The following is a 25,408-nucleotide window of genomic DNA, read 5'->3' as shown; positions in this document are numbered from 1 at the left end:
CTTAAGGAATGGTTTTCATGCGCAGCGTGTTGCACGGAGTTCTGCTTATCGCCGTCATTTTGTTGATCCATGGCTGTACCCATCGGCATGGCACACTGCCGGTTCTTTCCCAAATCCCCGTACCCACGGCCTATCCTCTGCGAGCCCAGCAGAAGATGCAGGCCATGCACCACTGGGAGGTGCTGGCCGACGATGTGGCCGGCCGAGTCCACAAGTCTCTGGAACGGCACGTTATGGAACGGCAATTTCCTATCTACGTGGCTCCTTCCGGAACCACGCCATTTGCGAAATCCTTTCATAGCCTGCTGATTACCAGGCTGGTAGAGCGAAACATTGCCGTTACCGGCAGTTTCAGCAACGCCATGATTCTGAGCTTCGATTTAGATATGGTTCGCCATGGCGACAGGTTTGTTCGAACCGGAAGCGGACTTTACAAGGCGCTGGCTCCGGATGTTTTCGTGCAGCGAGCGTCCCTGCTCACACCGGACGGCCACGGTGCTCTGATAAATCAAGCCCTGATGCGCAGCGCCGAGGCCGATGTGGATGCCGGCGTCTACACCTCCAATCTTCCACGGACCGAAGTCATGATCACATCCTCCCTGCTTTTCGACGACGATTTCCTGATGCGCGATACGTCGATCTACTACATCAATGATTCGGAATGGTGGCATTACAAACAACACATCCTTCCCAGAGAACCGGGAGTGGTCACCTTTCATCTCGTGGATCGCTAGAGGAGCAAGGCCATGATGTGGATCCGTTCCTTCTTTGTCTTTTCCATCCTGACCATATTCACGTTGATGAGCGTTCAACCCGGCCGGTCCCATTCCGACTCCGCCCGCCACGCCGTGCGCGGATTTCATGGGATTGCCCATGCCCTGGCCGATGGACTGGATCACAATCTCGTTCAACATGTGGACCGCACCAAGACGATCCTGTTCACCAGTTTGGTCGACCTGGACGACCTCAATGCCTCCAGCACCTTTGGTCGGCTGTTGGGAGAACAGATCGCCTCGCGCATGTCTCAACTCGGCTACCGTATCGTGGAGCTCAAGCTTCGCCAGGGATCAATGATCATCAGTGAAAATGCTGGAGAAATGGTCCTGTCCAGAAATCTGCGGGAAGTCAGGTCAAGCCATGATGCTCAGGGCATAATTGTCGGCACCTATACGGTCCTCTCGGATTCGATCATAGTTACCGTTAAATTGCTCAGCACCCTGGACGGGTCAATCCTGAGCACCCAGGACGCCACCTTGCGTAAAACGTCCGAACTGCACGAACTGGTCGCCAAGAATCCGACGATATTCCAACCCCAACGATCGCAACCTTCCGAACAATCGACTCAACCAGCGCCGGAAGGTCCTCTGGCCAGGGGCACCATTCTGCTCGACCCGAAAAACTCCCTAGCCGCCCGGCTGATCCAGACTCGTCTCGCGGAACTGAACTACTATACAGACAGAATTGACGGCCTCTGGGGCAAGAATTCCCGCGCGGCCCTGAACCGTTTCAAGTCGGCTCGACAACTTGCATCGCCCACAGCCTGGGATCTATCAACCCAACGCGAATTGTTTCAAGGCACGGGTCAGTAAGAACGAACGACGCCTCTTTATCCTGGGACCGCAGCATCCATATGCGGTCTCTTTGTCTCTTGACGTGTAGCTGACAGGTTATATCTTGTGGATCAGCTTTGGCCCGTATAGATGCGCGAGGCGAGAGATTTTCCCTTAGCCCGAATGCCTTGGTCTTACAGACCCGAAACGCAACATTTCGACGGTAGCATTTTTTGAGCGCCCCCATTTCGCATTGCACCGTGGCCCTGCGCTCCCGAGGCACTCTACGCCTGAAACTTCCCTGGATTGCCGTTGATGCCGACCGAATTCTCACCTTGATTTCCATCGATGAATAATGCCAGAGCCTGCGTAAGACCGTGTTTCTTGCACAGCGACTGTGAACTCGTCTAAAGTTCATAAATGAGATAAATCTTCGCTTTACACTCTGGATATTCACTCTTCAAAAGGTGCCTCTCCGGTCACGCCGTCGTCGCTCAAAGCTCATGTTGAAGCCCCCATTTCACCCTTTATCAAATTAATGGAGATGACCAATGCATCGTTTGATCATTCTCGTTCTTACTGTTTTGTCGCTTGGCCTAATCCAACCTGTCGGCGCCCAGGATGGTCCGTTCGGCATCGGAGACGTCCTCCCTGATCTGACGCTGCCCGTCCAGGATGTGCAGGAGCACGGTGAATATTTGGGCTTGCCGGACGGTGCGAAGACTTTTTCCCTCTCCGACATTGACGGCAAAGCCGTGATGATCCAGATCTTCAGTATGTACTGCCCCATCTGTCAGAAGGAAGCACCCGCGGTGAATGCATTGTATGCCGCCATCGCGGAAAAAGGTCTGGCGGATGAAGTCAAAATATTGGGCATCGGCGCCGGCAACTCCCAGATGGAAGTCCAATTCTTCAGGGACAGATACGACATTCCCTTTCCACTGATAACAGATCCTGACTATGTCCTGCACAAAGCTTTCGCTGGCGTCGGCACACCCTATTTTGTCCTGGTGCAGCCTGAAGGAGAGGCGCCGAATGTCAAGCACGTAGTTCGACTTTCTCATTTGGGAAGTTTTGACGATCCGGACAGTTTTCTTGAACTATTGCTGGCAGCCATACGTTAAGGATCAGCATATGCCTCCCATTATCCTTTCCAAGCTCCGTTTCGCGATCTTGGGCATCTTCCTGGCGTTTGCCCTTGTTTATGTTCCGAAAAATGCAAAAGCCGAAAATTCAAGCAGGGTCATGGATCAAGTCTACCAGGTGCACGATCTCCAGCCCATCGACAGCGAACTCAAGGTACAGGTTGGTGATATTGCCCCTGATTTCACCCTGTCCGCCGTTGACGGCGAAACCATCATCCTGAGCGACTATCGTGGCCGCAAAAACGTGATGCTCTCCTTCGTCCCAGCGGCCTGGACTCCGGTTTGCTCGGACCAGTGGCCCGGATACAACATCCTAAAGGATGTGTTCAATGAGCATGAAACCGTCATCCTCGGCATCAGCGTGGACAACATCCCGACATTGTACTCCTGGGTTCAGGCCATGGGCGGATTATGGTTTCCAGTGCTCTCCGACTTCTGGCCCCATGGTCAGGCAGCACAGTCCTATGGGGTACTGCGCTCCGACGGCACTACCGAACGGGCGTTGATTTTCATCGACAAGGACGGGGAGATTCGTTTTCTGCACGTTCAGGACATCAATATCCGTCCTCCCCTGGAAGTTGTGATCCAGGGCCTGCAATCCCTCACGGCAGCAGAGGCTGCTCCCTGAGTCCGCTTTCCTGTCGATACTTTCGCTCGACATGAATCTTCCACGCAAAGCTTGCTGATCGGCAAGCTTTGCGCTTTGCAACGACTCAACCCATCTCACGACAAGACTCGGAGGGTTCCGGCTTGTCTCGATTTTTGGGCGTCGCCTGTCTGACTGAGCCAGGATTCGTTCAGCTAACCATTGCCGAACGCATGAAGCACAAAATGCTGATTATTCGCAATGGTTCGATGTTACGAAGCCGGCGAAGGAATTGCGAGGCCGTAAAAATCGAGACAAGCCGAAATGCAGTTGAGTCGTTACTGCGCTTTTTTCTCCTCAGGTTGGCACCTCCATTCCGTTTCTCCTCCATCTCGATTCTATTCCAGAATGCTTCACTTGGAGCACTTTTGACGGTTTTTTCATTGACTTGCCACTAAAAATTTGTTTTCAAAAAGTGTTTTCCAACAGTAAGCCCTACGAATAGGGAACACCAAGCATTTTTTCCCGGAGTACATGGTTGAGTATTGATCCGAAACGCAAGCGGGAGCGAATGGTCCGCGAACAAATCGAATCCCGAGGCATTACGGACTCCGCCGTACTCGCGGCCATGCGCAAAGTACCGCGTCATCTCTTCGTTGAAGAGGCGCTGCGGGCCCAGTCGCACGAGGATCATCCCCTCCCGATTGGTTACGGGCAGACGATTTCCCAGCCGTATATCGTCGCCTTGATGACCGCCCTGCTGCATGTGCAGCCGGGAATGCGAGTTCTGGAAATCGGTACCGGCTCCGGCTACCAGGCGGCTATTCTTGCTGAAATGGGAGCAGACGTTTATACCGTTGAACGGGTAAAGCCGCTGCACAACGCGGCATTCACCCGGCTGAACAAGATGCGTTACTTTAACGTCCATCTAAAACTCGACGATGGAACCCTGGGATGGCCGAATGAAGGGCCGTTTGATCGGATCATGGTTACCGCCGGAGGGCCGGACGTCCCCCCCCCCCTGCTGGATCAGCTCACTGAACCCGGCATCATGATCATTCCCGTGGGCGTCAGGCAACGCAGTCAGGAACTGATTCGTTTTGCCAAACGGGACGGAAAAATCATGAAATCCAATCTGGGAGCTGTCATGTTCGTCAACTTGGTCGGCGCCCACGGCTGGTAAGCAAACGCTTGATCTGGGTTGTTCATCCATGCATGGAGCCTTTTTTCAGGGACAATTTAATTCTTGTCAGAAGGTGCATGAACTGACAAACTGCTCATCGAACATTTTTTCCAATACATTACTATGACGAAATCATCAGATACAAAAAACGAATCCTCCTGTTCTTCGTGTCCATCGCAACAAAAGGGTAGACGATCCGCCGCGGCAGCCGTTCAGGACCAGTTGATCAAATCTACGCTGGACAACATACGTTTCAAGCTTTTCGTAATGAGCGGCAAAGGCGGAGTCGGCAAAAGCTCCATTGCCGTGAATCTCGCCGCGGCACTTTCCTTGAAAGGATACCGCGTGGGCTTGCTGGATGTGGACATTCACGGCCCCAGCGTTCCGCACCTGCTGGGACTGACCGGAACCCTTGAAAGCAAACGCGGCTCCTTGGTTTCTCCCATACAATACAGTGAACGCCTTTTTGTGGTGTCCATGGAATCAATCCTCAAGGACCCGGATCAGGCCGTGCTCTGGCGAGGGCCGATGAAAACCGCCGCTATCCGACAATTCATCGCCGATGTGGACTGGGGCAGTCTCGACTTTCTTGTTGTGGACTCCCCTCCGGGGACGGGGGACGAGCCGATGACGGTACTGAAAACCATTCCCGAAGCCTTGAGCATCGTCGTCACGACGCCCCAGGAAATATCTTTGGCGGACGTGCGCAAGGCCATCAATTTCTTACAGTACGCCCATGCCAATATTCTCGGAATCGTCGAAAACATGAGCGGTCTGATCTGTCCGCACTGCACCGGCAGGATCGAATTGTTCAAGACTGGTGGCGGCAAGGCCCTTGCGGAAAAATACGGCCTGGAATTTCTCGGGGCCATTCCACTGGATCCGGCGGCCGTGGTCGCCGGAGATCTGGGCAAGCCCGTGGTCATGCTGGATGAAGACACCCCGGCCAAACAGGCGCTGCTAGACTTGGCGGATTCCGTCATTCGCACTTCGGAAAACAGCCTGGAGGCCACTGCCGGAAAGCTGAAAAAGGAAGATCAATAGCAACTATTCTCGTATCTGATCGTATAACAAAGGACTGGTCCGGCATGCATGATTTTTTGCTGCCTCGCATGTTTGACTGAGCCAGGATTCGCTCATAGAAACCAATGCCGCACACGTATTCACGTAATGATTCGATGTTGCAAAGCCGGCGAGGAGTTTGCGAGGCCGCAAAATCAGGTAGCCGGATCTCAACTGAGTAGTTTCGATCTATAACGACCTGCAGGAAAGGCGCATGAGGAAAAACAACCGAAATCGGTTCCTTCTCATTTTGGGAGCACTCAGCGGATCAATCCTGCTGTCGCTCTTCTGGGCCGGTTTATGCGTAGCCGGAACAATTTTTTTTTATAAAGACGAGCATGGAAACATGCACTTTACGGATACTCCCACCTCTGCAAAATTTCGTCCTTTTATCTCGTTCCGCTCCGGCATGAGCAGCGCGGACCGGGCTTCCATCACCAGGTACGTCGAACGTTACGGCGCTCAATACGGCATTGACCCGAACCTGATCCTGGCCGTGATCGAGGTGGAGTCAGGCTTCAACCATCAGGCCATATCCCGGGCCGGCGCCCAGGGGCTGATGCAGATCATGCCCGCGACACAGCAGGATCTAGGCTTGGTTTCGCCCTTTGATCCCCAGGAAAACATCGAGGCGGGCATCCGCTATCTGAAGATGCTCATGGAGCGTTTTCCGGACATCACTCTGGCCCTGGCGGCCTATAACGCCGGACCGGCCAATGTTGAGCGTTACAACGGCATTCCGCCATTCAGGGAAACCCAAGACTACGTGCGCAAGGTGCTTTCCAACTACGATCGCCGCAAGTCTGCCCGGAACTAGACATGCTCAATCCAGCCAACAAAGTCACCTTGGCCCGAATTATTGCCGTTCCTTTTCTGGTGCTCCTGTTGCATTTTCCGAGCAAACCGCTCAATGCCGTAGCCATGATCGTGTTCATCCTTGTTGCATTGACCGATCTGGCCGATGGGATCATTGCTCGTCGGTGGAACTTTGTTTCCAACCTGGGCAAATTTCTTGATCCCCTAGCGGACAAGCTACTGATCAGTTCCGTGCTGATCATGCTCGTCAGCCTGGGCTGGGTTCAGGCCTGGATGGCCATAGTCATCATTGCCCGTGAGCTTACGGTCACCGGGCTTCGCGCCATTGCCGCGGATCAGGGGCATGTCATTGCCGCGGACAGTTTTGGCAAATTCAAGGCAGTCATCCAAGTGGTGGCCCTGTGCCCACTGATCCTGCACTATCCATGGTGGGGGATTGATCCCCAACCCATCGGTCTGTTGCTGCTCTATCTCGCGCTGATTTTGACGGTAATATCCGGCACAAAGTACATCTATCAGTTCTTCCGCCAGATAAATCGTGAATAATCCCCTCACCTCCCTCAACTTGCGTCAGTCCTGACGAGAACGAATCATGGCCCAAATTGATGCTTTTTTCCGGATGATGCACGATCTTGGTGCATCGGACCTGCACCTTTCCTCGGGCTCTCAGCCGATCATCCGGCTGCACGGCGAACTGCAACGGATCAAGTACAAAATGCTGGAACATGAGGAACTCAAGAAGTTGCTCTATGAAATAACTCCGGAGCAGAAAATCAAGGATTTTGAAGAGAGCGGGGATGTGGATTTTTCATATGAAATACCCAATCTAGCCCGTTATCGGGTCAATTTTTTTCAGCAACGCCGCGGCTGCGCCGGCGTGTTCCGCGAAATTCCTCAGAAAATACTGACAATTGACGACCTGAAACTGCCGTCCCTTTTCAAAAACCTGGCCATGCTGCCCAAGGGTTTGGTCCTGGTGACGGGACCGACGGGAAGCGGCAAGTCCACGACCCTGGCAGCCATTGTGGACTATGCCAACAGGCATCGCAAGGATCATATCCTGACCATCGAGGATCCTATCGAGTTTGTGCATGAACCGATCAGCTGCCTCATCAACCATCGCGAAGTGGGCAAGGACACCAAAAGCTTCAAGTCGGCCCTGCGCGGTGCGCTGCGTGAAGATCCGGACATCATCATGGTCGGTGAAATGCGCGACTTGGAGACCATCGAGCTGGCCATCGAGGCCGCGGAAACCGGTCACCTGGTTTTTTCAACCCTGCACACCATCTCCGCCTCCAAAACCATCGACCGGATCATCGAAGTCTTTCCCGGAGACGTCCAGGGCCAAATTCGTTCCGGCCTTTCCGAATCCCTACGGGCAGTCATTTCCCAGAATCTTTTCAAACGCGTGGACCGTCCTGGACGGGCCGCGGCCCTGGAAATTCTGGTTGGCGTTCCCGCGGTTCGCAACCTGATCCGGGAAAATAAGACATTCCAAATCAACTCGGTCATCGAAACCGGCCGCAAGTATGGCATGCAATCCCTGGACGACGCCATTCTCAAACTGCTCAAGGAGGGGATCATTTCCCCCTCGGACGCCTACAACAAGTCCGTGGTCAAATCCAAGTTCCGCGATTTCCTGAGCGAACCGCCGCTGGATTTCACCGAGGCCTGACCATGCATAAAAACCAGCTGGACGCCACCATTGCCGAACTCCTCGGCAAGGCCCCGGACACTTCGGATATCCTGTTCACCGCGGGCAAACTCCTTCAGGCCGAGGTTCACGGCAAATTGACCGACGTGCTCACGTCGCTGTTTCAGGGTCCGCTTGTTCCGTTTCAGATCGAATCCGTGGCCTTTTGCATGATGCTGAACAAGCATGCCGGCAGCCTGCGACTGTTTCAGGACCTGATCGAGAAGGGCTCGTGTGATCTGTCCTACGATCTGCCCGGATATTCACGATTCCGGGTCAATATTTTTTTCCAGCAGGGTTCGCCGGCCATCGTCATGCGCAAAATGCCCAGCAAGATCCCCACACTCAAGGATCTCAATCTGCCTCCCCTCTTCGGCCAGATGGCAAACGAGCAATACGGACTGATCCTGCTTACCGGCGGTACGGGAACCGGAAAGTCAACCACCCTCGCTGCATTGATCGACGCCATCAACGAGCGCCACGCCAAGCATATCCTTACCCTTGAAGATCCCGTGGAATTCGTGCATCGCCACAAGAACGGAACCGTCAATCAGCGGGAACTCGGCACGGACTTTGACCAGTTTTCCTCAGGTTTGCGCGCGGCCCTGCGCCAAGCGCCCAAGGTGATTCTGGTGGGGGAAATTCGAGACAAGGAAACCATTGAAATCGCCCTCCAGGCTTCCGAGACCGGACACCTTGTGCTCGGCACCCTGCACACCAGCGACACCGGCCAGACCATTAACCGCATCATCGGGATGTTTGAGCTGGCGGAAGAACGTCTGATTCGTCAACGCTTGGCTCAAGCTCTGCGGTACGTCGTCTCGCAGAGGCTGATGCCGCGAATCGGCGGAGGCCGTGTTGCGGCATTGGAGGTAATGGCCAACACCCTGCGTATCAAGGAATTGATCTCCAATGGAGAGTCCGGTGAAAAGACCTTTTACAATGTTCTGGAAACCGGAGAAACCTACGGCATGTTCACCTTTGATCAGCATCTTGCCAAGCTGTACACCGCTGAACAGATCACCGAACAAACAGCCATGGACACGGCTTCGGATCGCTCCCGCCTCAGCCAGACGATCAACCGGATTAAAACTATACGTGGAGAAAAAGTGACCAACATTGAAGGCTTGGAACTGGACCTGAACTATGACAAATCCAAATCATGAACAGCCTCGGGAATGCAGCTGACTCCGGAATTGACGAAGGAAAATCGTGATGCGACTGATCTGCCCCCACTGTGCCAAGCAGTTGTCCGTGGCCGACGAAAAGATACCGGTGGGCCAACGCTTCCGCCTGAACTGCCCGCAGTGCAGCCAGTCCTTTGCCGTTGATCCCAACGCACCCCAAATCACGGACGCCACTGCGGATAGCCTTCCCTCCTCGCCTCCTGAAAAATTGGAAGACAATACTTTCTATCCACCGGGAGCAAAAATTGCCTTCCTGTGTTTGCAGCATCCGGCATGGCAGCGCGCCCTGATTGATGTTCTCGGCGAACGCGGCCATTATCTTGTTTCGGTTTCTGACGCTGTCGAGGCGTTGCGAAAACTTGAAACCGCGCCATATGAACTTATATTCGTGGAGCAGTCCCCCCATAACCTGAGGGTGCTGCAACGAATCCACGGATGGCCCGGGCTGCGGCGCAGAGGTGTCAATGTCGTTCTGCTCGGCACCGAAGCACCAAGCCTGCACCCCGATGCCTCGTTGCGAAACGGCGTCAACTGGTATCTGCACCTGGAGGATCATTCAGACGCCGCCCACCTTGTGCAGACAATCATTACCGGGTACGAGGAAACGTATAAAACGTGGCGACTGGTTTCGAAAAATATCGAGAATTCCCACAGCTGAACAGTATGGAATCACAAAAAAAAGCACGTTTGATGAATTGCCTGCAAACCATCCTGGAGATGGAATCCGAGTTGAGATCGCTGCGGGAAGCAGGTTCCCTCGTGGGCGAACTCAACTCCTTGCGATCTTTGATGAATGAGCTCAAACTGGAGCAGGTTCGTCTCGATGAAGCGGATATCCAACGCATCGAACTGGCCACCACGGTTTTCCTGCACGAGCTTGAGATGCATTTTCACAATGTTCAGGCAAAACATCCACATACAGGCATATTGCAATAGATTTTCTTGCAGTTGATTTCTCCGTTGCAAAAATTCGCTTCTTGAACCCACCAGGAACATCCGTGAAATGAGCTGGATTCGGATACTCTTCACATTCCTTCTTCTTCTGAATATTGTCCTCTCCTGGAAGCTTTTCGGCCACGATGATGGCTGGAAATCGTATCTGGAATTGCAGCACCGCCGGGACTCCATCGTTCAACAGATTTCCGCGATTGAAGAGATCAACCTGGACCTGAGCCGGGAAATCCGCAGATTGATCACGGACCATGAATATGTGGCCAGCGTGATTCGAATGGAAATGCATTATCTGCAACCCAATGAAGTGCTGTACATCCCCCAAAACGATACGTTCCGGAGACTGCCATGACTGAAAAAATCGCCTGGTTCGAGGAAGTGCTGAATCTGGAACCCAACTCCAAGCTGTTTTTTCCGTTGGCCCGGGCGTACGTTCACGATAATCGCCATGCTGATGCCGTGCAGGTCCTACGCAAGGGTTTGGCTTTTCATCCGGAACACCTGGAAGCCCGATTACTGTTGATCGAATGCCTGGCCGAGCAGAACCTGGAAAAGGGTGAGGATCTGGAGCGGACGTCTCCTGAAGTGGCCTCGTTGTCCGCGACTTTGTCCACCTATCCCTCATTCTGGCGACAATGGGCCGCTCACAGTCGATCCGCGGGACGAAGCGATCTTGCTCTGACCCTGGAGATGCTGGCGATACATTTGGAAGGCGGCGGCTTCAGCTGGGGAGCTGTTCTGGAAAACGGCCTGCGGGCCATGGCCCCTTTCGGCGGCAGCGAACGACAATTTGACGCCCCCTTTCAGGCTTCCGGCGCCCTTGAAACGGATACCGAAGAATCATCCTTCCAGGCGACGGGCATTGTTTCATCTGATCCGCCGGCGGAGGAGATTTCGGGAGATCTCGCAACGGCCGCATCTCCTGCGGACTTTTCCGACAATCCTGACTTGTCAGCATCCGCGGAAGCTTCTGATCTTTCCGGGCTTGCCGACGCTTCTCCTTCTTCCGGTTCAACTGATCCGGAAGAAGCCATTGTCCTTGAAAAGGCTCGCGAGAATGACGCGGACTCCTTTTTCAGCAGTGAGACAAGCCCTGGTTCCGATCTTACCGCCAAAGATGACTTCCTGAAGAGCGATGGCTTAGATTCCGATATCCTGCCCGATGCCCCCCACGCGGACGTCCCCCTGACCGAAGGAGAACGCCGATACTATGAAACCAAGACCTATGCCGACCTGCTGGCTGAACAAGGCGAAAATGTCGAAGCGCTGGAACTGTACAATAAGCTGCTTCAGTCATCACCAGATGACGACCAGCGGAAGGATCTGCAAAACCGTATTCAGGAGCTGAACAGCCGCATCGGCAACTCTTTGAAAGACCAGGAGGCTCTTGATGCTCCTGCCGAACAAGAACTTTTGCCTTTGCCGGACAACGATGAACAATCCGAGCCAGGGGCTATCGCCGACCACCCTGTCGATCTCAAAGCCGCGACAACGGCACGAACCCTGACCCGACTGGCGGAACGCCTGGAATCCCGGGCTGGCCGCTGATCAACGGCTGACCGTCTTCCTTACCCCATGCCGGCTCATTATTTTCCACCTCTTCACACCTTTGGAGTTTCCACGTGTTCATGACCAGACAAACGTTATCACGCTTCTGCCTGCTTGCCGTCATTGCCCTCCTTCTCCCCGCCTTGGCCGGATGTTCGACAACGCAAAAGGCCTGGGACAGGACCACCGATATCTACGACACGTATCTGGACCCTAAACCGGAAATAGACCTCGACCGACGCCCTGGATTGTCGCGCAAGGAACAAGTGCTGGCCGTTCAATTCAGTCTGATTGACCAGCACCTGGAAAGCGCCCTGCGCACCCTTGCCCCCCAGGACAGGTTTCCATCGGAAGCATGGTTTTTGAATTTCCAGTCGCAATTCCCATGGATGACCTCAATCATGGCCGTGGACACGCAAGGTCAAATGTTGGCCCAGTACCCTGAACATCCTCTCAAGACTATCCAGACGCCACCGCTTCTGGACCATGAATGGTCCATGCTTCATCGTGGCCTGCAGGGCTTTGCCCAACAAACTCCGCTGGGTCCCGAACTAATCATGGCCGGCCCGTTCTTCCGTGACGGCATTTGGCAAGGCTTGCTTGTCGCTCATTTTGATCCGCGCCGTCTTGTGGAGTTCGCCACTTCACCGGACCGGCTTGTGATGCTCGCGTCTGGAGAACTGCTGTGGAGCGGGGTTGATCAGGAAGCGGCCCAGGAAATGCAAGATGCTCCCTGGGACCAACTCCTGCGCGGCAATGTCCATGGGCAATGGTCTACGCAGGCGCATACCTTCTCCTGGATGGCCCGCCCCATTGGAAATCTTCGATTAATTTACGCCGTGGCTCTGCCGAATTAGTTTCCTCATCCATCAAGGGAGAATCAGTCATGCCTCAAATTACGGTCATTGAACACCTGCTGTACCATCAAAAGGAATCACCCATGGCCACTGGGCGTTTCACACGCCTGCTTTCCGAAATGATTCTTTCCGGCAAGATCATCAACCAGGAGGTGAACAAGGCCGGATTGGTGGAAATACTGGGGCTGACAGGGGAAACCAATATTCAAGGCGAAAAGGTCCGCAAGCTTGACGAATTCGCCAACCAAGTCCTGGTCCACCGCCTCCAGCAGGCAGGAGTGCTCTGCGCCCTGGCTTCCGAGGAAAACGCCGATCTGATCCTGGTTCCGGAGGATTGTCCTCGGGGAGACTACATCATCATTTTCGATCCCTTGGACGGTTCCTCCAATATCGACGCCAATGTCAGCATTGGAACGATCTTTTCCATTTTCCGGCGCATCAGTACCGGTGAAGAACCAGTGACCCTGAACGACGTACTGCAAAAAGGCGCCCGACAAGTGGCCGCCGGCTACATCATTTACGGCTCCTCCACCATGCTCGTCTACACCACTGGCAACGGGGTACACGGCTTTACCCTGGACCCAAGCGTGGGTGAATTTCTCCTTTCGCATCCAGACATCAAGATTCCGGAACGGGGCAAGATCTATTCCGTGAATGAGGGATATTGGCATTATTGGGACCAAGCTACTCGCAACGCCGTGGACTATTTCAAGAATCCGGACAACGACTCGAAGCGGGTCTACCGTTCACGGTACATCGGCTCCCTGGTGGCGGATTTTCACCGCAACCTCCTCTACGGCGGAATATTCCTTTACCCGGCTGACACCAAGGACCCCGCATGTTCCCACGGCAAGCTGCGTCTGATGTGTGAAGCCAATCCACTGGCCATGATTGTCGAGCAGGCCGGCGGCATGGCCACGGACGGCATCAATCGAATTCTCGATCTGCAACCAAAAGAACTGCATGAACGCGTGCCTCTGGTCATCGGCTCCAAGCTGGATGTTCTCCAGGTTGAAAAATTCATGCGCGCCGGCGCTGCTTCCGGTGCGTAGCGAGGCTGCCCATCGTGCTCTGTCTCGGTATTGAGACTTCCTGCGACGAATCCGCGCTGGCCCTGGTAGAGGATGGCCGGTTGCTCGATGAGTGCCTGCATTCTCAGGAGGCGGTACACGCCCTTTTCGGAGGCGTTGTCCCGGAACTGGCCTCCCGGCGACACCTCACCTCACTACCTTTTCTCCTGGCCCGCTTATTGGAACGCACCGGCAGGAACATCCACGACGTCCAGGTTGTGGCCGCGGCCCGGGGGCCTGGGCTTATGGGAAGTTTGCTGGTTGGAATGGGCATGGCAAAAGGACTGGCTTTATCTCTGAACGTTCCGCTGGTCGGAGTGAACCATCTCCACGCACATCTTCTTGCTGCCGGACTTGAGCAGGACATCGTCTTCCCGGCCCTCGGGCTCTTGGTTTCCGGAGGACATACCCATCTGTACAGGGTTATTTCACCAAGCGAGTTTGAACTCTTGGGACGAAGCCTGGATGACGCTGCCGGGGAAGCCTTGGACAAGACGGCATCCATGCTCAACATGCCCTACCCCGGCGGCCGCTTCATTGATGCCCTGGCCGCCATGGCCGAACCGGATCCTCGGATGTTTCCCAGACCCTATCTGGACAACAAGAATCTCAACTTCAGCTTCAGCGGCCTGAAGACCGCGGTTTCTCTCCACCTTGCGAAGCATCCCCATCTCCGCCTGCCGCGTCTTCCGGACAATGAAGCGCTCATGAGCTGGGCTCGAAAGAATCCGGAAATCTGTACGGTGTGCGCATCACTCAACTGGAGCATTGTGGAGGCCTTGCGCATCAAGATTGAACGGGAACTGGATCTTGGATATCCTTACCGCTCCCTGATCGCCGCCGGAGGGGTCGCCGCAAATTCCATGCTGCGCGGGATCTTGCGAAAGACTGCCGAGCAGCGTAGCCTGCCGCTGATTCTGCCAAGTGCAACCCTATGTACGGACAATGCTGCCATGATCGGCTACATGGGCTGGCTGTTGGCCACGGCAGGATGGTCTCATGACCTGAACGTTGAAGCCGTCCCGCGCGGAAAACCGATTCCCTGGGACTACCATGTCCAATGTGCCCGCCTTGACAGTTCATGCACGCGCAACTAGTCTGGAGGCTTGCACTCGTGCGTATGTACCGCTTCCAATGGTCTTCCATCCATCCCAATCGGCACATCCAAAGAACCTGCTAGCGAAAAGGAGTGACTCATGGCACATGAACTGAATGATACCAACTTTGAAGCCGAGGTCTTGCAGTGCGACCTTCCGGTGCTCGTTGATTTCTGGGCGCCCTGGTGCGGACCGTGCAGAGCCATCGCCCCGGTCATTGAAGAACTGACGCAAGAACTGGCAGGTCAAGTCAAAGTTGGAAAAATGAATGTGGATGAAAGCTCCAAGACTCCATCACGTTTTGGGATCCGTGCCATCCCGACCCTGATCCTGTTTAAGAACGGCGAGGTCCTGGAGCAGCTGACCGGTGCCGTATCAAAAAGCAGCATCAAGGACATGATTGCCAAGAAAATCAAGTAGGCTCATGAAATCCTACGACGCAATTATTATCGGGGGCGGTCCGGCAGGAATGACGGCCGCCCTCTATCTCTTCCGTGCGGGTGCGTCTGTCGCCCTGGTTGAGCGGCTCGCCACAGGAGGACAAGTTCTGACCACGGAATGGATTGAGAACTACCCTGGTCACCCCAGCGGCATCAAAGGATACGAACTGGCCGATCTAATGGCTGACCATCTCAAGGGTTTCTCCTATGATGCCTACCGTCAGGAAGTGCGCTCCATTACCCACCAGATGCCCGGCCTGAACACCGTGCATCTGGAGGAAGAGACAATTCAGGGGAAATCCCTCGTCATTTGCTCCGGCGTGGCCTGGAAGCACTTGGGGTTGCAGAGAGAAGATGAGTTTATCGGACGCGGCGTATCCTACTGCGCTTTGTGCGACGCCAATTTTTTCAAGGGCCAGGCTGTGGCGGCCATTGGCGGCGGAAATACAGCCCTTGAAGAATCCTTGTACCTGTCCAAGATTGTTGGAAAAGTCTATCTTATCCACCGTCGCGATGCTTTTCGGGCGGACAAAATCTTTCAGGAACGGGTCAAGAAGGTTCCGAATATCGAGTGCATCATGAATTCCGTCGCCACCGAGCTTCTCGGAGAAAATGAGCTGAATGGGCTGGTCGTGAAGCATCTCCCAGACGGAACTGAACGCCAGCTCGCTATTTCCGGCCTTTTCGTCTTTGTCGGTTCCAAGGCCCTGACCGATTTTGTTCCTGAGAATCTCGACCAATCTCCTGAGGGATTCATCATTACGGATCAGGAAATGCAGACCAACCTGCCCGGCATTTTTGCCGCCGGAGACGTCCGGCTCAAATTGTGCCGCCAGGTTGCCACCGCTGTCGGAGACGGCGCAACTGCCGCCAATTCCGCATCCCTTTTTCTGGACTCTTTGTGAAAACAACACCTATTCGCGCTCTGCTGCCTTGCTTGCTCCTGACCTTTTTGATCTCAGGCTGCGGCATTATTGACTATTACTTCTTGACGCCTCCCGAAGATACGGCTCAGGAACTTGCCCAGGCCGGATTCGAAGCCATGGAGTCCAAGGAATATCGTCAGGCAATCACCTATTTTACCAAGCTCAAGGACAGATATCCCTTCAGTCCTTTCACTTCCGCGGCCGAATTGGCTTTGGCTGACGCGTACTTCCTGTCAGAACAATACGATGCCGCTGTCCAGACCTATCTGGAATTTGAATCCCTGCACCCCGGTCATGAATCGATTCCCTACGTCTTGTTCCAGGTCGGCATGTCCTACCTGAAGCAGTTTCGCTCCATCGATCGGCCAACGGATAATCTGCATCTTGCCGTTCAATATTTCACCCGTGTCCAGCAAACGTTTCCAGACTCCGTTCACGCTCATGAAGCGGGCGAATTCATCACCCAGGCCCGGACCCGCATAGCCGAGAGCGAGTTGTTCGTTGCCGATTTCTACTGGCGCAGAGGCCAGTATGGTCCGGCATGGCACCGATACCAGCAGGTTTCGCGTGAGTTTGCAGATATTGATGAAATTGCCGAGTATGCCGCCAGACAGGGCGACTTTGCCTACTATCGCTTTCAGAAACAACAATCGCGAGAGGATCGGGAAGAACGAGAAGGGACATGGAAAAGGCTTCTTGATTGGCTCTGATTCCTCAAGTCTTGATTTACCGGCCCGTGACGTCCGAATGCTCTTTCCTCCACGTTCACAGCCGGAATATTTAAATGTCCATACCTGTTCCCCTTGCCTGGCCTGATTTCATTGACGATTGGCGAATCCCGGACCAGGCATTCAGCGATGCTTATGCTTCCTTGAGCGACTTTGAACGTTCATGGATTAAAAAAAACATCGCCCAACTCTACGCACTTCATCCGCCTAACCGGTTACGGTCCTCAGATCATCGGACCGACTGGACCGCCGGATTCCAAACAAGGCACATGCTTCAGCCAAGGCCCTGGGCTGTCGTACTACTATCTGCAATCAACGCCAGTCCGGCACGAACCCTGGCAGCTCTGCTGCCAGCCATGACTGCCGGAATACCTAAGATTCTGGTTGTCCTCCGCCAACAGGCCGGTTGGGATGCCCTTTTGCTGACGAGCCTGGAACTGTGCGGAGCCGAGGTCGTCTGCCACATGGATGACCCGACGATCCTCGACACCCTGCGCCGGATGACCGAACTGGATGCGAATGGAACCATTCTTGCCCTGGATGATGTTGACACTTTGTTCCTGGACGCTGAACCGGCTTTTGCCGGCGTTGACGTGTGGAGACTTCAGGCCGGGCTGCCAATCCGGATCTGGCATGAAACTCCAGACGAGTGGGAATGGAATGTCCTTCTCAGGAATCACCCGGCAACCCCCCTGGAGGTCTGGGGACCGCTCCAGGACCAAGCGCCAAATTCAATTCAGCCAAATTCCGGCACATGGGATCAGTTTTGCCGTGGTTCCCGTGTAACGCTCGGTGTCGGAAGCCATCTGCTTTCGGACACGGCCTTGCCGTCCACCGGATTGATTTTCACACCAGGTCAAGAAGGCTGTTGGTTCTGGCCGAACCTGCCTGCGGATGTTTTTTATCTGCACGGGATGGTTCTGGCCTGTTCAAATGCCTATTCATAGTTTCCACGTGGTGACTTCGTTTTCATAACCAGGAATGATCTCTCCCCGTTTTAGTCGTTGTAACTTCCAATCAGCATATTCGGAACCATGAGCAAATCCAAATCATCCACCGGCGGCCTTGCCCATGTTCGCAATATAGGCATCATTGCCCATATCGATGCCGGAAAGACAACGGTCACGGAACGAATTCTTTTCTTCACCGGAGCCATCCACCGCATGGGGGAAGTTCATGAGGGCAACGCTACCATGGACTATCTTCCCGAGGAACAGGAACGAGGAATCACCATCACCTCGGCCTGCACCACCACGCAGTGGAATCAGCATATCTTGAATGTCATCGACACCCCTGGGCATGTGGACTTCACCATTGAAGTAGAGCGAAGCCTGCGCGTCCTGGATGGCGCGGTTGGCGTATTTTGTGCCGTGGGCGGCGTAGAACCGCAATCGGAGACAGTTTGGCGTCAATCAGCCAAGTTCGGCGTTCCCAAAATCGCCTTCATCAACAAAATGGATCGATTGGGTGCGGACTTCGAATCGGTGCTTGAGGATATGCGGTCCAAGCTGCGCATCACTCCTTTGCTCCTGCAGATTCCCGACGGCCAGGGCCAGGACTTCAAAGGCGTCATCGATCTGCTCCGGATGCGATTCCTTGCCTTTGACGGTAATGAACAAAGTGCCCAATGGCAGGAGGTGCCACTGACTCCTTCCCAGGAGGAATCAGCTCGTCCCTGGCGCGATCAATCCCTGGAAATACTTGCTGAACACGACGACGCCCTTCTTGAGGCGTATCTCTCAGGCTCGCCCATTGATCTATCGGTCCTTAACGAAACCATTCGCCGCCTGACCCTGAGCGGGGCGTTGGTTCCGGTCCTGTGCGGTTCGGCCTTGAAGAATATCGGGATCCAGCCGTTGCTGGATGCGGTCTGCACCTATCTGCCTTCACCCGAAGATACGCCTCCGACAAAAGGCCTGCATCCGGAGAGCCGCAAGGAAATCCTCCTGCCCAATGCTTCTTCCGGCCCCTTCGCGGCACTGGTCTTCAAAATAACTGTGGAAGCCGGAAGACGTCTGGCATATATCCGAATATATTCAGGAAATTTGCGTGAGGGAGATCAGATCCGCAACATTTCACAGAACACTGACGAACGTGTCGCGCACATCTACCAGATGCACGCGGACAAGAAGCAACGACTGGAGCTGGCCCAAGCCGGGCAGATCGTCGCACTGGCCGGATGCAAGTCCACCCGGACCGGAGACACTTTGGCCGACCAAAATCACCCGGTGCTTCTTGAACAGATCGCCCAGTATCAGCCGGTGATTTCACTGGCTCTGGAGCCGAAAACCCAGGCCGACGCCAAAAGGCTTTCTGAAGTCTTGCAGTTGTTTCTGCTCCAGGATCCAACGCTGTTCCTGGATCAGGATCCGGAGACGGACCAGTTGATTCTCTCCGGCATGGGGGAACTTCACCTGGACGTGGTTCTGGAACGAATGGCTCGGGAATACGGAGTCTCTCCACGCTCCGGCAATCCGCAGGTGGTTTACCAGGAAACCATCACCAAGCCGGCGCAGGGGCAGGCCGAATTTGACCGGGAACTGGGCAAGGTTCGGCATTTTGGTGCGGTTCGTGTCCATGTCGCTCCACGCAAGCGAGACGAAGGCTTGGTCGTCCGCTGGACCATGTCCGTCGAAGGCTGGCCGGATGCCTGGATCCAGGCAGTGAACCAAGGCATTGAAGATGGTCTGCGCAGCGGCGTGGTGAAAGGCTATCCGGTCCAGGACGTGCTGGTGGAAATATCCCACCTGGAAAGGCGCGACGGCGATTCCTCCGCTGTCGGCTATCAGATGGCCGCAGCCCAAGCCCTGAAACTGACTTTGAGCGAAGCCGGCCCCCTGTTGCTGGAACCGATCATGAACATCGAGATGACCGTTCCGGATGAACACGTCGGCGAGGTCATCGGCCTGTTCAACTCCCGGGGCGGCCGGGTCGGCAACATGTTCGACCGGGCCGGAGCCAAGGTTATTCTCGGCATAGCTCCCATGCGCCAGCTCTTCGGTTTTTCCACGGCTCTGCGTTCCGCCTCCCAGGGCCGGGCCGGCTTTACCATGCAGTTCGCGCGCTTCGACATTCTGGCGTAACGTTGAACATGAAAACGAAACCTTCACGGCTGTGGTGGGAAAACCTGTTACGCAGCCTGCGCCATCTGTACAAAAAAGTTCTGCGCATCAAGTCCACTCCCCATGATCTCGCATTGGGCATGGCCTTGGGGATATTTATCGGGTTGTTGCCGATCATACCATTGCAGACCATTTTCGTTCTGATATTGGCCGTGGCGTTTCGATGCAGCAAGCTTACCGCCCTCATCGGAACTTCGATCACCAATCCGCTGACCATCCCTTTTTTCTACCTGCTCATGCTCAGGATTGGCCGTTTCTTCCTGCCTGAAGGACGGGGACGGCTCAATCCGGAACACTGGACCATTGGCGAATTGCTGCAGACGGGATGGTATTTTTACGCCAGCATGTTGCTGGGCGGTTTCTTGATCGCCATACCCAGCGCCCTGTTCGCCTATTTTCTGACATTGTTTCTGACCAAAGCGCACCAGGCCAGACGAGCCCGAAAAATGTCCGCCTCACCATATGCAAGATTTTATTCACCCGAGTCTTACGATCAGCCCCCTCCGCAAACCTTCGAGAACTCCGACATCAAAGCCGACAGGCACAATGCGGATGCATCCGACAAATTCTTACGATCATGCAAGTCCAAAGGCTCAAACGCATGATTCGGACGACGCATCGCCCGAAACGCAGTCTCGGCCAGAATTTTTTACAAGATCAAGGCACAGCTGCAAAAATCGTCGCTTCTCTGGATGCGCCAACCAACGCTCGAGTTTTGGAAATTGGACCCGGCCAGGGAGCCTTGACCCGCTGGCTTAACCAATCCGGATGCACCCTGCATGCCCTTGAGAAGGACGCCGACTTGGCCGCCGAATTGAAAGCGCGGTGGCCGGATCTTTCTCTGCTCGTGATGGATGCTCTGGAGTTTCCATGGGAACGGCTGCACGGTCCCTGGAACATCATCGGAAATCTTCCTTACAATGTGGCCTCACCGATCATCTGGGACGTGGTCTCTCGAGTATCCGATCTGGAGCGCGGCATTTTCATGGTCCAGAAAGAGGTCGCGGATCGTATCGCCGCGATTCCGGGAAACCGGAGTTACGGAGCCCTGAGTGTCTGGGTGCAAAGCCATGTGCAAGTCCGCAGATTGTTTGTGGTTGGCCCTCATGTCTTTTATCCCAGACCGAAAATCGATTCCGCGGTAATACGTTTCCTTCCCCTGCCCAATGAAGAACGGACAACTTGCGGCCCGGCTCTTCGTAAATTGTTGAACATCTGCTTTCAGCAGCGTCGCAAGCAACTGAAGACAATCCTTCGGTCCTTCTGGCATGAATACCTGACCATGTGGCTCATTGACCAGGGACTGAAGCCGGAATGCCGTCCCGAGGAACTGTCTCCGAAGCAGTTTCAGCATCTGGCGCAGTTGCTTTTTGCCGTTGAAGCCGTAAATCACAGCGTCACTTGATAGCTGCCCCCAATGCAAAAATGCAAAAGGCCGCCCCATGTGGGGCGGCCTTTTGCATTGGAGGAGGGTGTGAATCGTTTATTTGATGAACAGCATTTCCTGATAACTAGGCAAAACCCACAGATCGTCGGCTACGACGATTTCCAAACTGTCCGCCCATTCCCGGACAGTGTTAATGGCCGGCAAAACCGAATCGCAGAAATACTTTGCTTCCTTGAGTGTGTCTCCGTGCGGCACCTTCTCCAGGACGTCTTCCAGGTCCCCTACGGATTTCTGCATCATGCGCAATTTTGCCGTCACGTCTTCGAGAGTGATCATCTTCACATCATGTCCGATGGCCTTCAGGTTGGCGCAGGTCGCGGCCAACTCGCCCTGATATCGCATGGCAGCCGGGAAGATGATGGTCTTGGCCATCCGGATGACCAGGTTGGCTTCGGTGTTGATGCTCTTGCTGTACTGTTCCAGGTAGATTTCCTGGCGGGAATGCAGTTCCGCCTCTGACAGCACGCCGTATTTAGTGAACAATTCAATGACCGGTTTGGCTGTGATTTCCGGAAGAGCTTCCGGAGTCGTCTTCAGATTGGGCAGGCCGCGTTTTGCAGCCTCCTTGTGCCATTCCTCGGAGTAGCCGTCTCCGTTGAAAATAATCGCTTCATGCTCAGTGATGATTTTCTTCAACAGGCTCTGGACAGCCGTATTCAACTTTTCCGGATCGCCCTTGGTGGCTTTTTCCAGTTCCGAGGCGATGTAATCAAGGGACTCGGTCATCATGGTGTTCAAAGCGACCTGCGGGCCTGCAATGGACTGCGAAGAACCAACAGCTCTGAATTCAAACCTGTTGCCCGTAAAAGCGAACGGGCTGGTCCGGTTGCGGTCGCCCGGATCCATGGGCAACGGCGGAAGGGTGTCCACGCCCACGGTCAGGACGTCCTTCTTTTTCGATCCCTTGATGTTGCCGCTTTTGATCTGCTCGAAGACTTCGGTTAACTGCGCTCCAAGGTAGACCGACATGATAGCCGGAGGCGCTTCATTGGCGCCAAGGCGATGATCATTGCAAGCCGTGGCCACAGTGGCCCGCAGCAATGCGCCATATCGATGCATTGCCCGAATGGCCGCTGCGCAGAAGATCAGGAACTGGGCATTCTCATGCGGCGTTTCACCCGGGTCGAACAAGCTGCCCAGTTCGGCATTGCCCAGCGAGTAGTTGAGATGTTTGCCGGAGCCGTTGATCCCGGCAAAAGGTTTTTCGTGCAACAGGCACTCCATCCCGTACCGCTTGGCCACGTTGCGCAATACGGTCATGACCAGCTGGTTGTGGTCCGTGGCCAGGTTGCCGGCCTCGAAGATAGGCGCGATTTCGTACTGCCCCGGCGCCACCTCGTTGTGGCGCGTTTTCACGGGCACCCCAAGCTTGTACAGTTCGCGGTCCACTTCCATCATAAAGGACAGTACCCGGCGCGGGATTGCTCCAAAGTACTGGTCCTCGAACTCTTGTCCCTTGGCCGGTTTGGCGCCGAACAATGTTCGACCGGCGATGAGCAGATCCGGACGGCTGAAGACGAAATTTCGGTCGATAAGGAAATATTCCTGTTCCGGTCCGGCATAGGAAATGACGGGGAGCTTGGTCTCCACGCCGAAAAGCTGAAGCACGCGCTTGGCCTGCTTGTTCAATGCCTGCAGGGAACGCAGAAGCGGCGTTTTTTTGTCCAGGGCCTCTCCGGTCCAGGAGACGAAAGCCGTGGGAATACACAAAAATGTTCCATTGGGGTTTTCCAGAATGTATGCCGGACTGGTCACGTCCCAGGCTGTGTAGCCGCGGGCTTCAAAGGTGGTCCGCAGTCCTCCGGAGGGAAAACTGGAGGCATCCGGCTCGCCCTGGATCAGCATTTGGCCGCTGAACTGGGCCAAAGCGCCACCGTTCCCATCCGGAACAAGAAACGCATCGTGCTTTTCCGCCGTCAACCCGGTCAGGGGATAAAACACGTGGGTAAAATGGGTCGCCCCGCGTTCAATGGCCCAGTCTTTCATGGCGTTGGCCACGATGTCGGCCAGGGCCGAGTCCAGCTTTTCTCCGTATTCGATGGTTTTCTTCAGGGACTTGTAGGCATCTCCGGGCAGACGTTCCTTCATCACCTTGTGATTGAAGACATTACAACCGAACAGGTCCGTAGGTTTTGTTTCCGCGAAATTCAACGGCGCCGCTGTCGGCGAGTAGTTGGTAACCGCCGAAATGGCGTTCAAGCGAGACTGGATTCCACTCATTAAATCTTCTCCTTTGCTTATATTTCCTTGTGTTGACAAATATCGTGGCCTCAAGAAATACTGGACTTGAAACAGTATGATATGAATTAGCGTGTAAGGGTTGAATGCGACGCCTGAAGTTGCCATCACTTTCATTGCCTCGAAATCGCAATACATCTTGCAACTGTTGTTCCAAAAAAATAAGACGCAGTATTCTGGAATGTTAGTGGCTCAAACAGAACACTCGCCATTTTATTCTTACAATTTTGTATAGATTTTTTCTCCTGATTGTGCTTTTCATGCCTCGATTATTACATTTATGTACACCAAAGATCTTGCTAAATGAGGAGCATCTAGGATCATGACTCAGACCATTTCCGCCCTGACGAAGAACAGCCCAGGTGTTCTGGCCGACATGGCCCAGGCGATCCGCAAATACAACGTCAACATCCGCAGCATCTCCGCGGGTGAGACGGAAGACCCGACAATATCGCGCCTGACCATCGGCCTGGATGGATCGGAGGACGACATTCAGCGCATCACTGAGGAAATGGCCGACATGGATGTGATCATCAGCATGGATGATCTGCGGCGCAAGGAATTCGTCGACCGGGAACTGGTTCTGGTCAAGGTGGCCATGGAATCCGCCTGCACCACGCAGATCATGCAGATCTTCGAGGTTTTCCGGGCCAACGTGGTGGGCATGGGACAGCGATCGATCACGGTGGAAATGAGCGGAGACCGGGAACGGGTCGATGGCCTGATCAAGATGCTCGCCCCCTTTGGCATCAAAAGCCTTTGTCGTTCGGGAATGATTGCTCTCAAGCGCGGCGACGACTGACTGCAAGGCACTGACTGATGCCCATAGCCTCTCTTGACGAACTGGTTCGCCGGTCCATACCGGATGACAATCCTCCCCGACTGGCCATTGCCCGTTCCGGAGACGCCTATGCACTGGAAGCGGCCCTGAATGCCTATGCCGCGGGGCTGATCGATCCGGTGCTTATCGGCGACATGGAGACCACCAGCCGTATCGCCCGGGACCTGCGAACGGACATTTCCGCATTGCACCAGGTGCATCTTCCTGACGACGTCGCCGCTGTGCGCGAAGCCGTGCGCATGTTCCGGGAGCACGAGGCGGATTTGATCATGAAAGGCGGCGTCGGCACGAGCACGCTGCTCAAGGCCGTGCTGGACAAGACCCATGGTGTTCCGCCCCAGGGCATCATCAGCCATGTCACGGTATTCGAGAATCCTCATGCTGAAAAACTGCTGCTGCTCAGCGACGCGGCGGTGAACATCCGCCCCAACCTGCAACGCAAGGTGGAAATCGTGCGCAACGCCCTGGCCGTGGCGCGCAAGCTGGGAATTGTACGCCCCAGAGTTGCCCTGCTTGCCGCCACGGAGAAGGTAAATTATCCGGCAATGCCCGCCACCCTGGACGCGGACCTGATCGCCCGAATGGGCGCCGAAGGCGCTTTTGGCGATGCGCGCGTCGCCGGCCCCATGGCCCTGGACATCGCCTTGTCCGCCCGGTCCGCGGCCAGCAAGCATTTTGTCGACGAAGTCGCCGGGCATGCCGATATTCTCATCACCCCGGACATCGAAAGCGGCAATATGCTTTACAAGTGCCTGAACACCCTGCTTGGCCTGGATGTGGCCGGCGTGGTCGTCGGCAGTTCCGTTCCCATTGTCGTGCCCTCCCGAGCCGACAGCCCCCGCTCCAAGTTCCTGTCCATCGCCTTGGCGGTTTTTCTCGCAAGAGGCCGATCATCCTGACCACTGCCGACACTTTTCCAAA

The 25,408-nt window shown here is 54.8% G+C and carries 27 protein-coding genes; 26 read left to right on the top strand and 1 reads right to left on the bottom strand.

What is annotated here, in order from left to right; translation table 11 throughout:
- Positions 1 to 17: 17 nt before the first annotated feature.
- The 24 genes from BLP93_RS05140 to rsmA all read left to right on the top strand — a co-directional run bounded on the left by BLP93_RS05140 (position 18) and on the right by rsmA (position 21,366).
- Positions 18 to 734, top strand: a complete 717-nt coding sequence (locus BLP93_RS05140; RefSeq protein ID WP_092118096.1) for a hypothetical protein — start codon at positions 18 to 20, stop codon at positions 732 to 734.
- A 12-nt stretch (positions 735 to 746) separates the two neighbouring features.
- Positions 747 to 1,589 (top strand): FlgO family outer membrane protein, encoded by an 843-nt coding sequence (locus BLP93_RS05135; protein WP_092118093.1) that lies wholly within the window; start codon positions 747 to 749, stop codon positions 1,587 to 1,589.
- Positions 1,590 to 2,101: 512 nt separating this feature from the next.
- Complete coding sequence (locus BLP93_RS05130; RefSeq protein WP_092118090.1) at positions 2,102 to 2,674, top strand: peroxiredoxin family protein; 573 nt, start codon at positions 2,102 to 2,104, stop codon at positions 2,672 to 2,674.
- A 10-nt stretch (positions 2,675 to 2,684) separates the two neighbouring features.
- On the top strand, positions 2,685 to 3,323 hold the full coding sequence (locus BLP93_RS05125) for a redoxin domain-containing protein (RefSeq protein ID WP_208596572.1): 639 nt from the start codon (positions 2,685 to 2,687) through the stop codon (positions 3,321 to 3,323).
- Between the two features lie 496 nt (positions 3,324 to 3,819).
- Positions 3,820 to 4,464 carry a protein-L-isoaspartate(D-aspartate) O-methyltransferase gene (locus BLP93_RS05120; protein WP_092118088.1) on the top strand — a complete coding sequence of 215 codons (645 nt, stop codon included), beginning with the start codon at positions 3,820 to 3,822 and terminating at the stop codon, positions 4,462 to 4,464.
- Between the two features lie 123 nt (positions 4,465 to 4,587).
- Positions 4,588 to 5,508, top strand: coding sequence for an Mrp/NBP35 family ATP-binding protein (locus tag BLP93_RS05115; RefSeq protein ID WP_092118085.1), 921 nt, complete (start codon positions 4,588 to 4,590; stop codon positions 5,506 to 5,508).
- Between the two features lie 232 nt (positions 5,509 to 5,740).
- Complete coding sequence (locus tag BLP93_RS05110) at positions 5,741 to 6,343, top strand: lytic transglycosylase domain-containing protein (protein ID WP_092118082.1); 603 nt, start codon at positions 5,741 to 5,743, stop codon at positions 6,341 to 6,343.
- A 2-nt stretch (positions 6,344 to 6,345) separates the two neighbouring features.
- On the top strand, positions 6,346 to 6,888 hold the full coding sequence (pgsA, locus tag BLP93_RS05105; protein ID WP_092118079.1) for a CDP-diacylglycerol--glycerol-3-phosphate 3-phosphatidyltransferase: 543 nt from the start codon (positions 6,346 to 6,348) through the stop codon (positions 6,886 to 6,888).
- A gap of 46 nt (positions 6,889 to 6,934) precedes the next feature.
- Positions 6,935 to 8,017, top strand: a complete 1,083-nt coding sequence (locus BLP93_RS05100) for a type IV pilus twitching motility protein PilT (RefSeq protein WP_092118076.1) — start codon at positions 6,935 to 6,937, stop codon at positions 8,015 to 8,017.
- 2 nt (positions 8,018 to 8,019) lie between these two features.
- Positions 8,020 to 9,201 (top strand): type IV pilus twitching motility protein PilT, encoded by a 1,182-nt coding sequence (locus BLP93_RS05095; protein WP_092118073.1) that lies wholly within the window; start codon positions 8,020 to 8,022, stop codon positions 9,199 to 9,201.
- A gap of 49 nt (positions 9,202 to 9,250) precedes the next feature.
- Positions 9,251 to 9,880, top strand: coding sequence for a zinc-ribbon domain-containing protein (locus BLP93_RS05090; protein WP_092118070.1), 630 nt, complete (start codon positions 9,251 to 9,253; stop codon positions 9,878 to 9,880).
- 5 nt (positions 9,881 to 9,885) lie between these two features.
- Positions 9,886 to 10,158 carry a hypothetical protein gene (locus tag BLP93_RS05085; RefSeq protein WP_092118068.1) on the top strand — a complete coding sequence of 91 codons (273 nt, stop codon included), beginning with the start codon at positions 9,886 to 9,888 and terminating at the stop codon, positions 10,156 to 10,158.
- Between the two features lie 67 nt (positions 10,159 to 10,225).
- On the top strand, positions 10,226 to 10,525 hold the full coding sequence (locus BLP93_RS05080; protein ID WP_092118065.1) for an FtsB family cell division protein: 300 nt from the start codon (positions 10,226 to 10,228) through the stop codon (positions 10,523 to 10,525).
- Complete coding sequence (locus BLP93_RS05075) at positions 10,522 to 11,721, top strand: tetratricopeptide repeat protein (protein WP_092118063.1); 1,200 nt, start codon at positions 10,522 to 10,524, stop codon at positions 11,719 to 11,721. The genes BLP93_RS05080 and BLP93_RS05075 overlap by 4 nt, the downstream gene beginning before the upstream one ends.
- A gap of 80 nt (positions 11,722 to 11,801) precedes the next feature.
- A complete protein-coding gene (locus BLP93_RS05070; RefSeq protein WP_139162928.1) occupies positions 11,802 to 12,578 on the top strand; it encodes a hypothetical protein in 777 nt (258 codons plus the stop codon).
- Between the two features lie 29 nt (positions 12,579 to 12,607).
- Positions 12,608 to 13,630, top strand: a complete 1,023-nt coding sequence (fbp, locus tag BLP93_RS05065; RefSeq protein ID WP_092118059.1) for a class 1 fructose-bisphosphatase — start codon at positions 12,608 to 12,610, stop codon at positions 13,628 to 13,630.
- Positions 13,631 to 13,644: 14 nt separating this feature from the next.
- Positions 13,645 to 14,745, top strand: coding sequence for a tRNA (adenosine(37)-N6)-threonylcarbamoyltransferase complex transferase subunit TsaD (gene tsaD, locus BLP93_RS05060; protein WP_092118056.1), 1,101 nt, complete (start codon positions 13,645 to 13,647; stop codon positions 14,743 to 14,745).
- Between the two features lie 99 nt (positions 14,746 to 14,844).
- Entirely contained in the window at positions 14,845 to 15,165 is a 321-nt protein-coding gene (trxA, locus tag BLP93_RS05055) for a thioredoxin (RefSeq protein ID WP_092118053.1), read from the top strand.
- Between the two features lie 4 nt (positions 15,166 to 15,169).
- Positions 15,170 to 16,090, top strand: a complete 921-nt coding sequence (locus tag BLP93_RS05050; RefSeq protein ID WP_092118050.1) for an NAD(P)/FAD-dependent oxidoreductase — start codon at positions 15,170 to 15,172, stop codon at positions 16,088 to 16,090.
- Positions 16,087 to 16,821 carry an outer membrane protein assembly factor BamD gene (gene bamD, locus BLP93_RS05045; protein ID WP_092118047.1) on the top strand — a complete coding sequence of 245 codons (735 nt, stop codon included), beginning with the start codon at positions 16,087 to 16,089 and terminating at the stop codon, positions 16,819 to 16,821. The genes BLP93_RS05050 and bamD overlap by 4 nt, the downstream gene beginning before the upstream one ends.
- 374 nt (positions 16,822 to 17,195) lie before the next feature.
- On the top strand, positions 17,196 to 17,786 hold the full coding sequence (locus BLP93_RS05040) for a hypothetical protein (protein ID WP_139162927.1): 591 nt from the start codon (positions 17,196 to 17,198) through the stop codon (positions 17,784 to 17,786).
- Between the two features lie 87 nt (positions 17,787 to 17,873).
- Positions 17,874 to 19,922, top strand: coding sequence for an elongation factor G (gene fusA, locus BLP93_RS05035; RefSeq protein ID WP_092118041.1), 2,049 nt, complete (start codon positions 17,874 to 17,876; stop codon positions 19,920 to 19,922).
- Between the two features lie 8 nt (positions 19,923 to 19,930).
- Positions 19,931 to 20,566 (top strand): DUF2062 domain-containing protein, encoded by a 636-nt coding sequence (locus BLP93_RS05030; protein WP_139162926.1) that lies wholly within the window; start codon positions 19,931 to 19,933, stop codon positions 20,564 to 20,566.
- Positions 20,563 to 21,366: a 16S rRNA (adenine(1518)-N(6)/adenine(1519)-N(6))-dimethyltransferase RsmA gene (rsmA, locus tag BLP93_RS05025; RefSeq protein ID WP_092118035.1), complete on the top strand. Its 804-nt coding sequence runs from the start codon at positions 20,563 to 20,565 to the stop codon at positions 21,364 to 21,366. Before BLP93_RS05030 ends, rsmA begins: the two co-directional genes overlap by 4 nt.
- A gap of 78 nt (positions 21,367 to 21,444) precedes the next feature.
- On the opposite strand, the gene BLP93_RS05020 is transcribed toward rsmA, so the two are convergent.
- Complete coding sequence (locus BLP93_RS05020) at positions 21,445 to 23,628, bottom strand: glutamine synthetase III family protein (RefSeq protein ID WP_092118032.1); 2,184 nt, start codon at positions 23,626 to 23,628, stop codon at positions 21,445 to 21,447.
- 340 nt (positions 23,629 to 23,968) lie between these two features.
- Between BLP93_RS05020 and ilvN the strand changes: the two genes are divergently transcribed.
- Positions 23,969 to 24,448: an acetolactate synthase small subunit gene (gene ilvN / locus BLP93_RS05015; RefSeq protein ID WP_092118029.1), complete on the top strand. Its 480-nt coding sequence runs from the start codon at positions 23,969 to 23,971 to the stop codon at positions 24,446 to 24,448.
- A gap of 17 nt (positions 24,449 to 24,465) precedes the next feature.
- The gene (locus tag BLP93_RS05010) at positions 24,466 to 25,386 is read left to right on the top strand and encodes a phosphate acyltransferase (protein WP_092118026.1); all 921 of its coding nucleotides are present in this window, start codon (positions 24,466 to 24,468) and stop codon (positions 25,384 to 25,386) included.
- Positions 25,387 to 25,408 lie beyond the last annotated feature (22 nt).

The sequence above is a fragment of the Desulfonatronum thiosulfatophilum genome (assembly GCF_900104215.1).
Classification (GTDB): domain Bacteria; phylum Desulfobacterota; class Desulfovibrionia; order Desulfovibrionales; family Desulfonatronaceae; genus Desulfonatronum; species Desulfonatronum thiosulfatophilum.
Note: the sequence above shows the minus strand (reverse complement) of the source record. Positions and strands in the feature narration are given on the sequence as shown.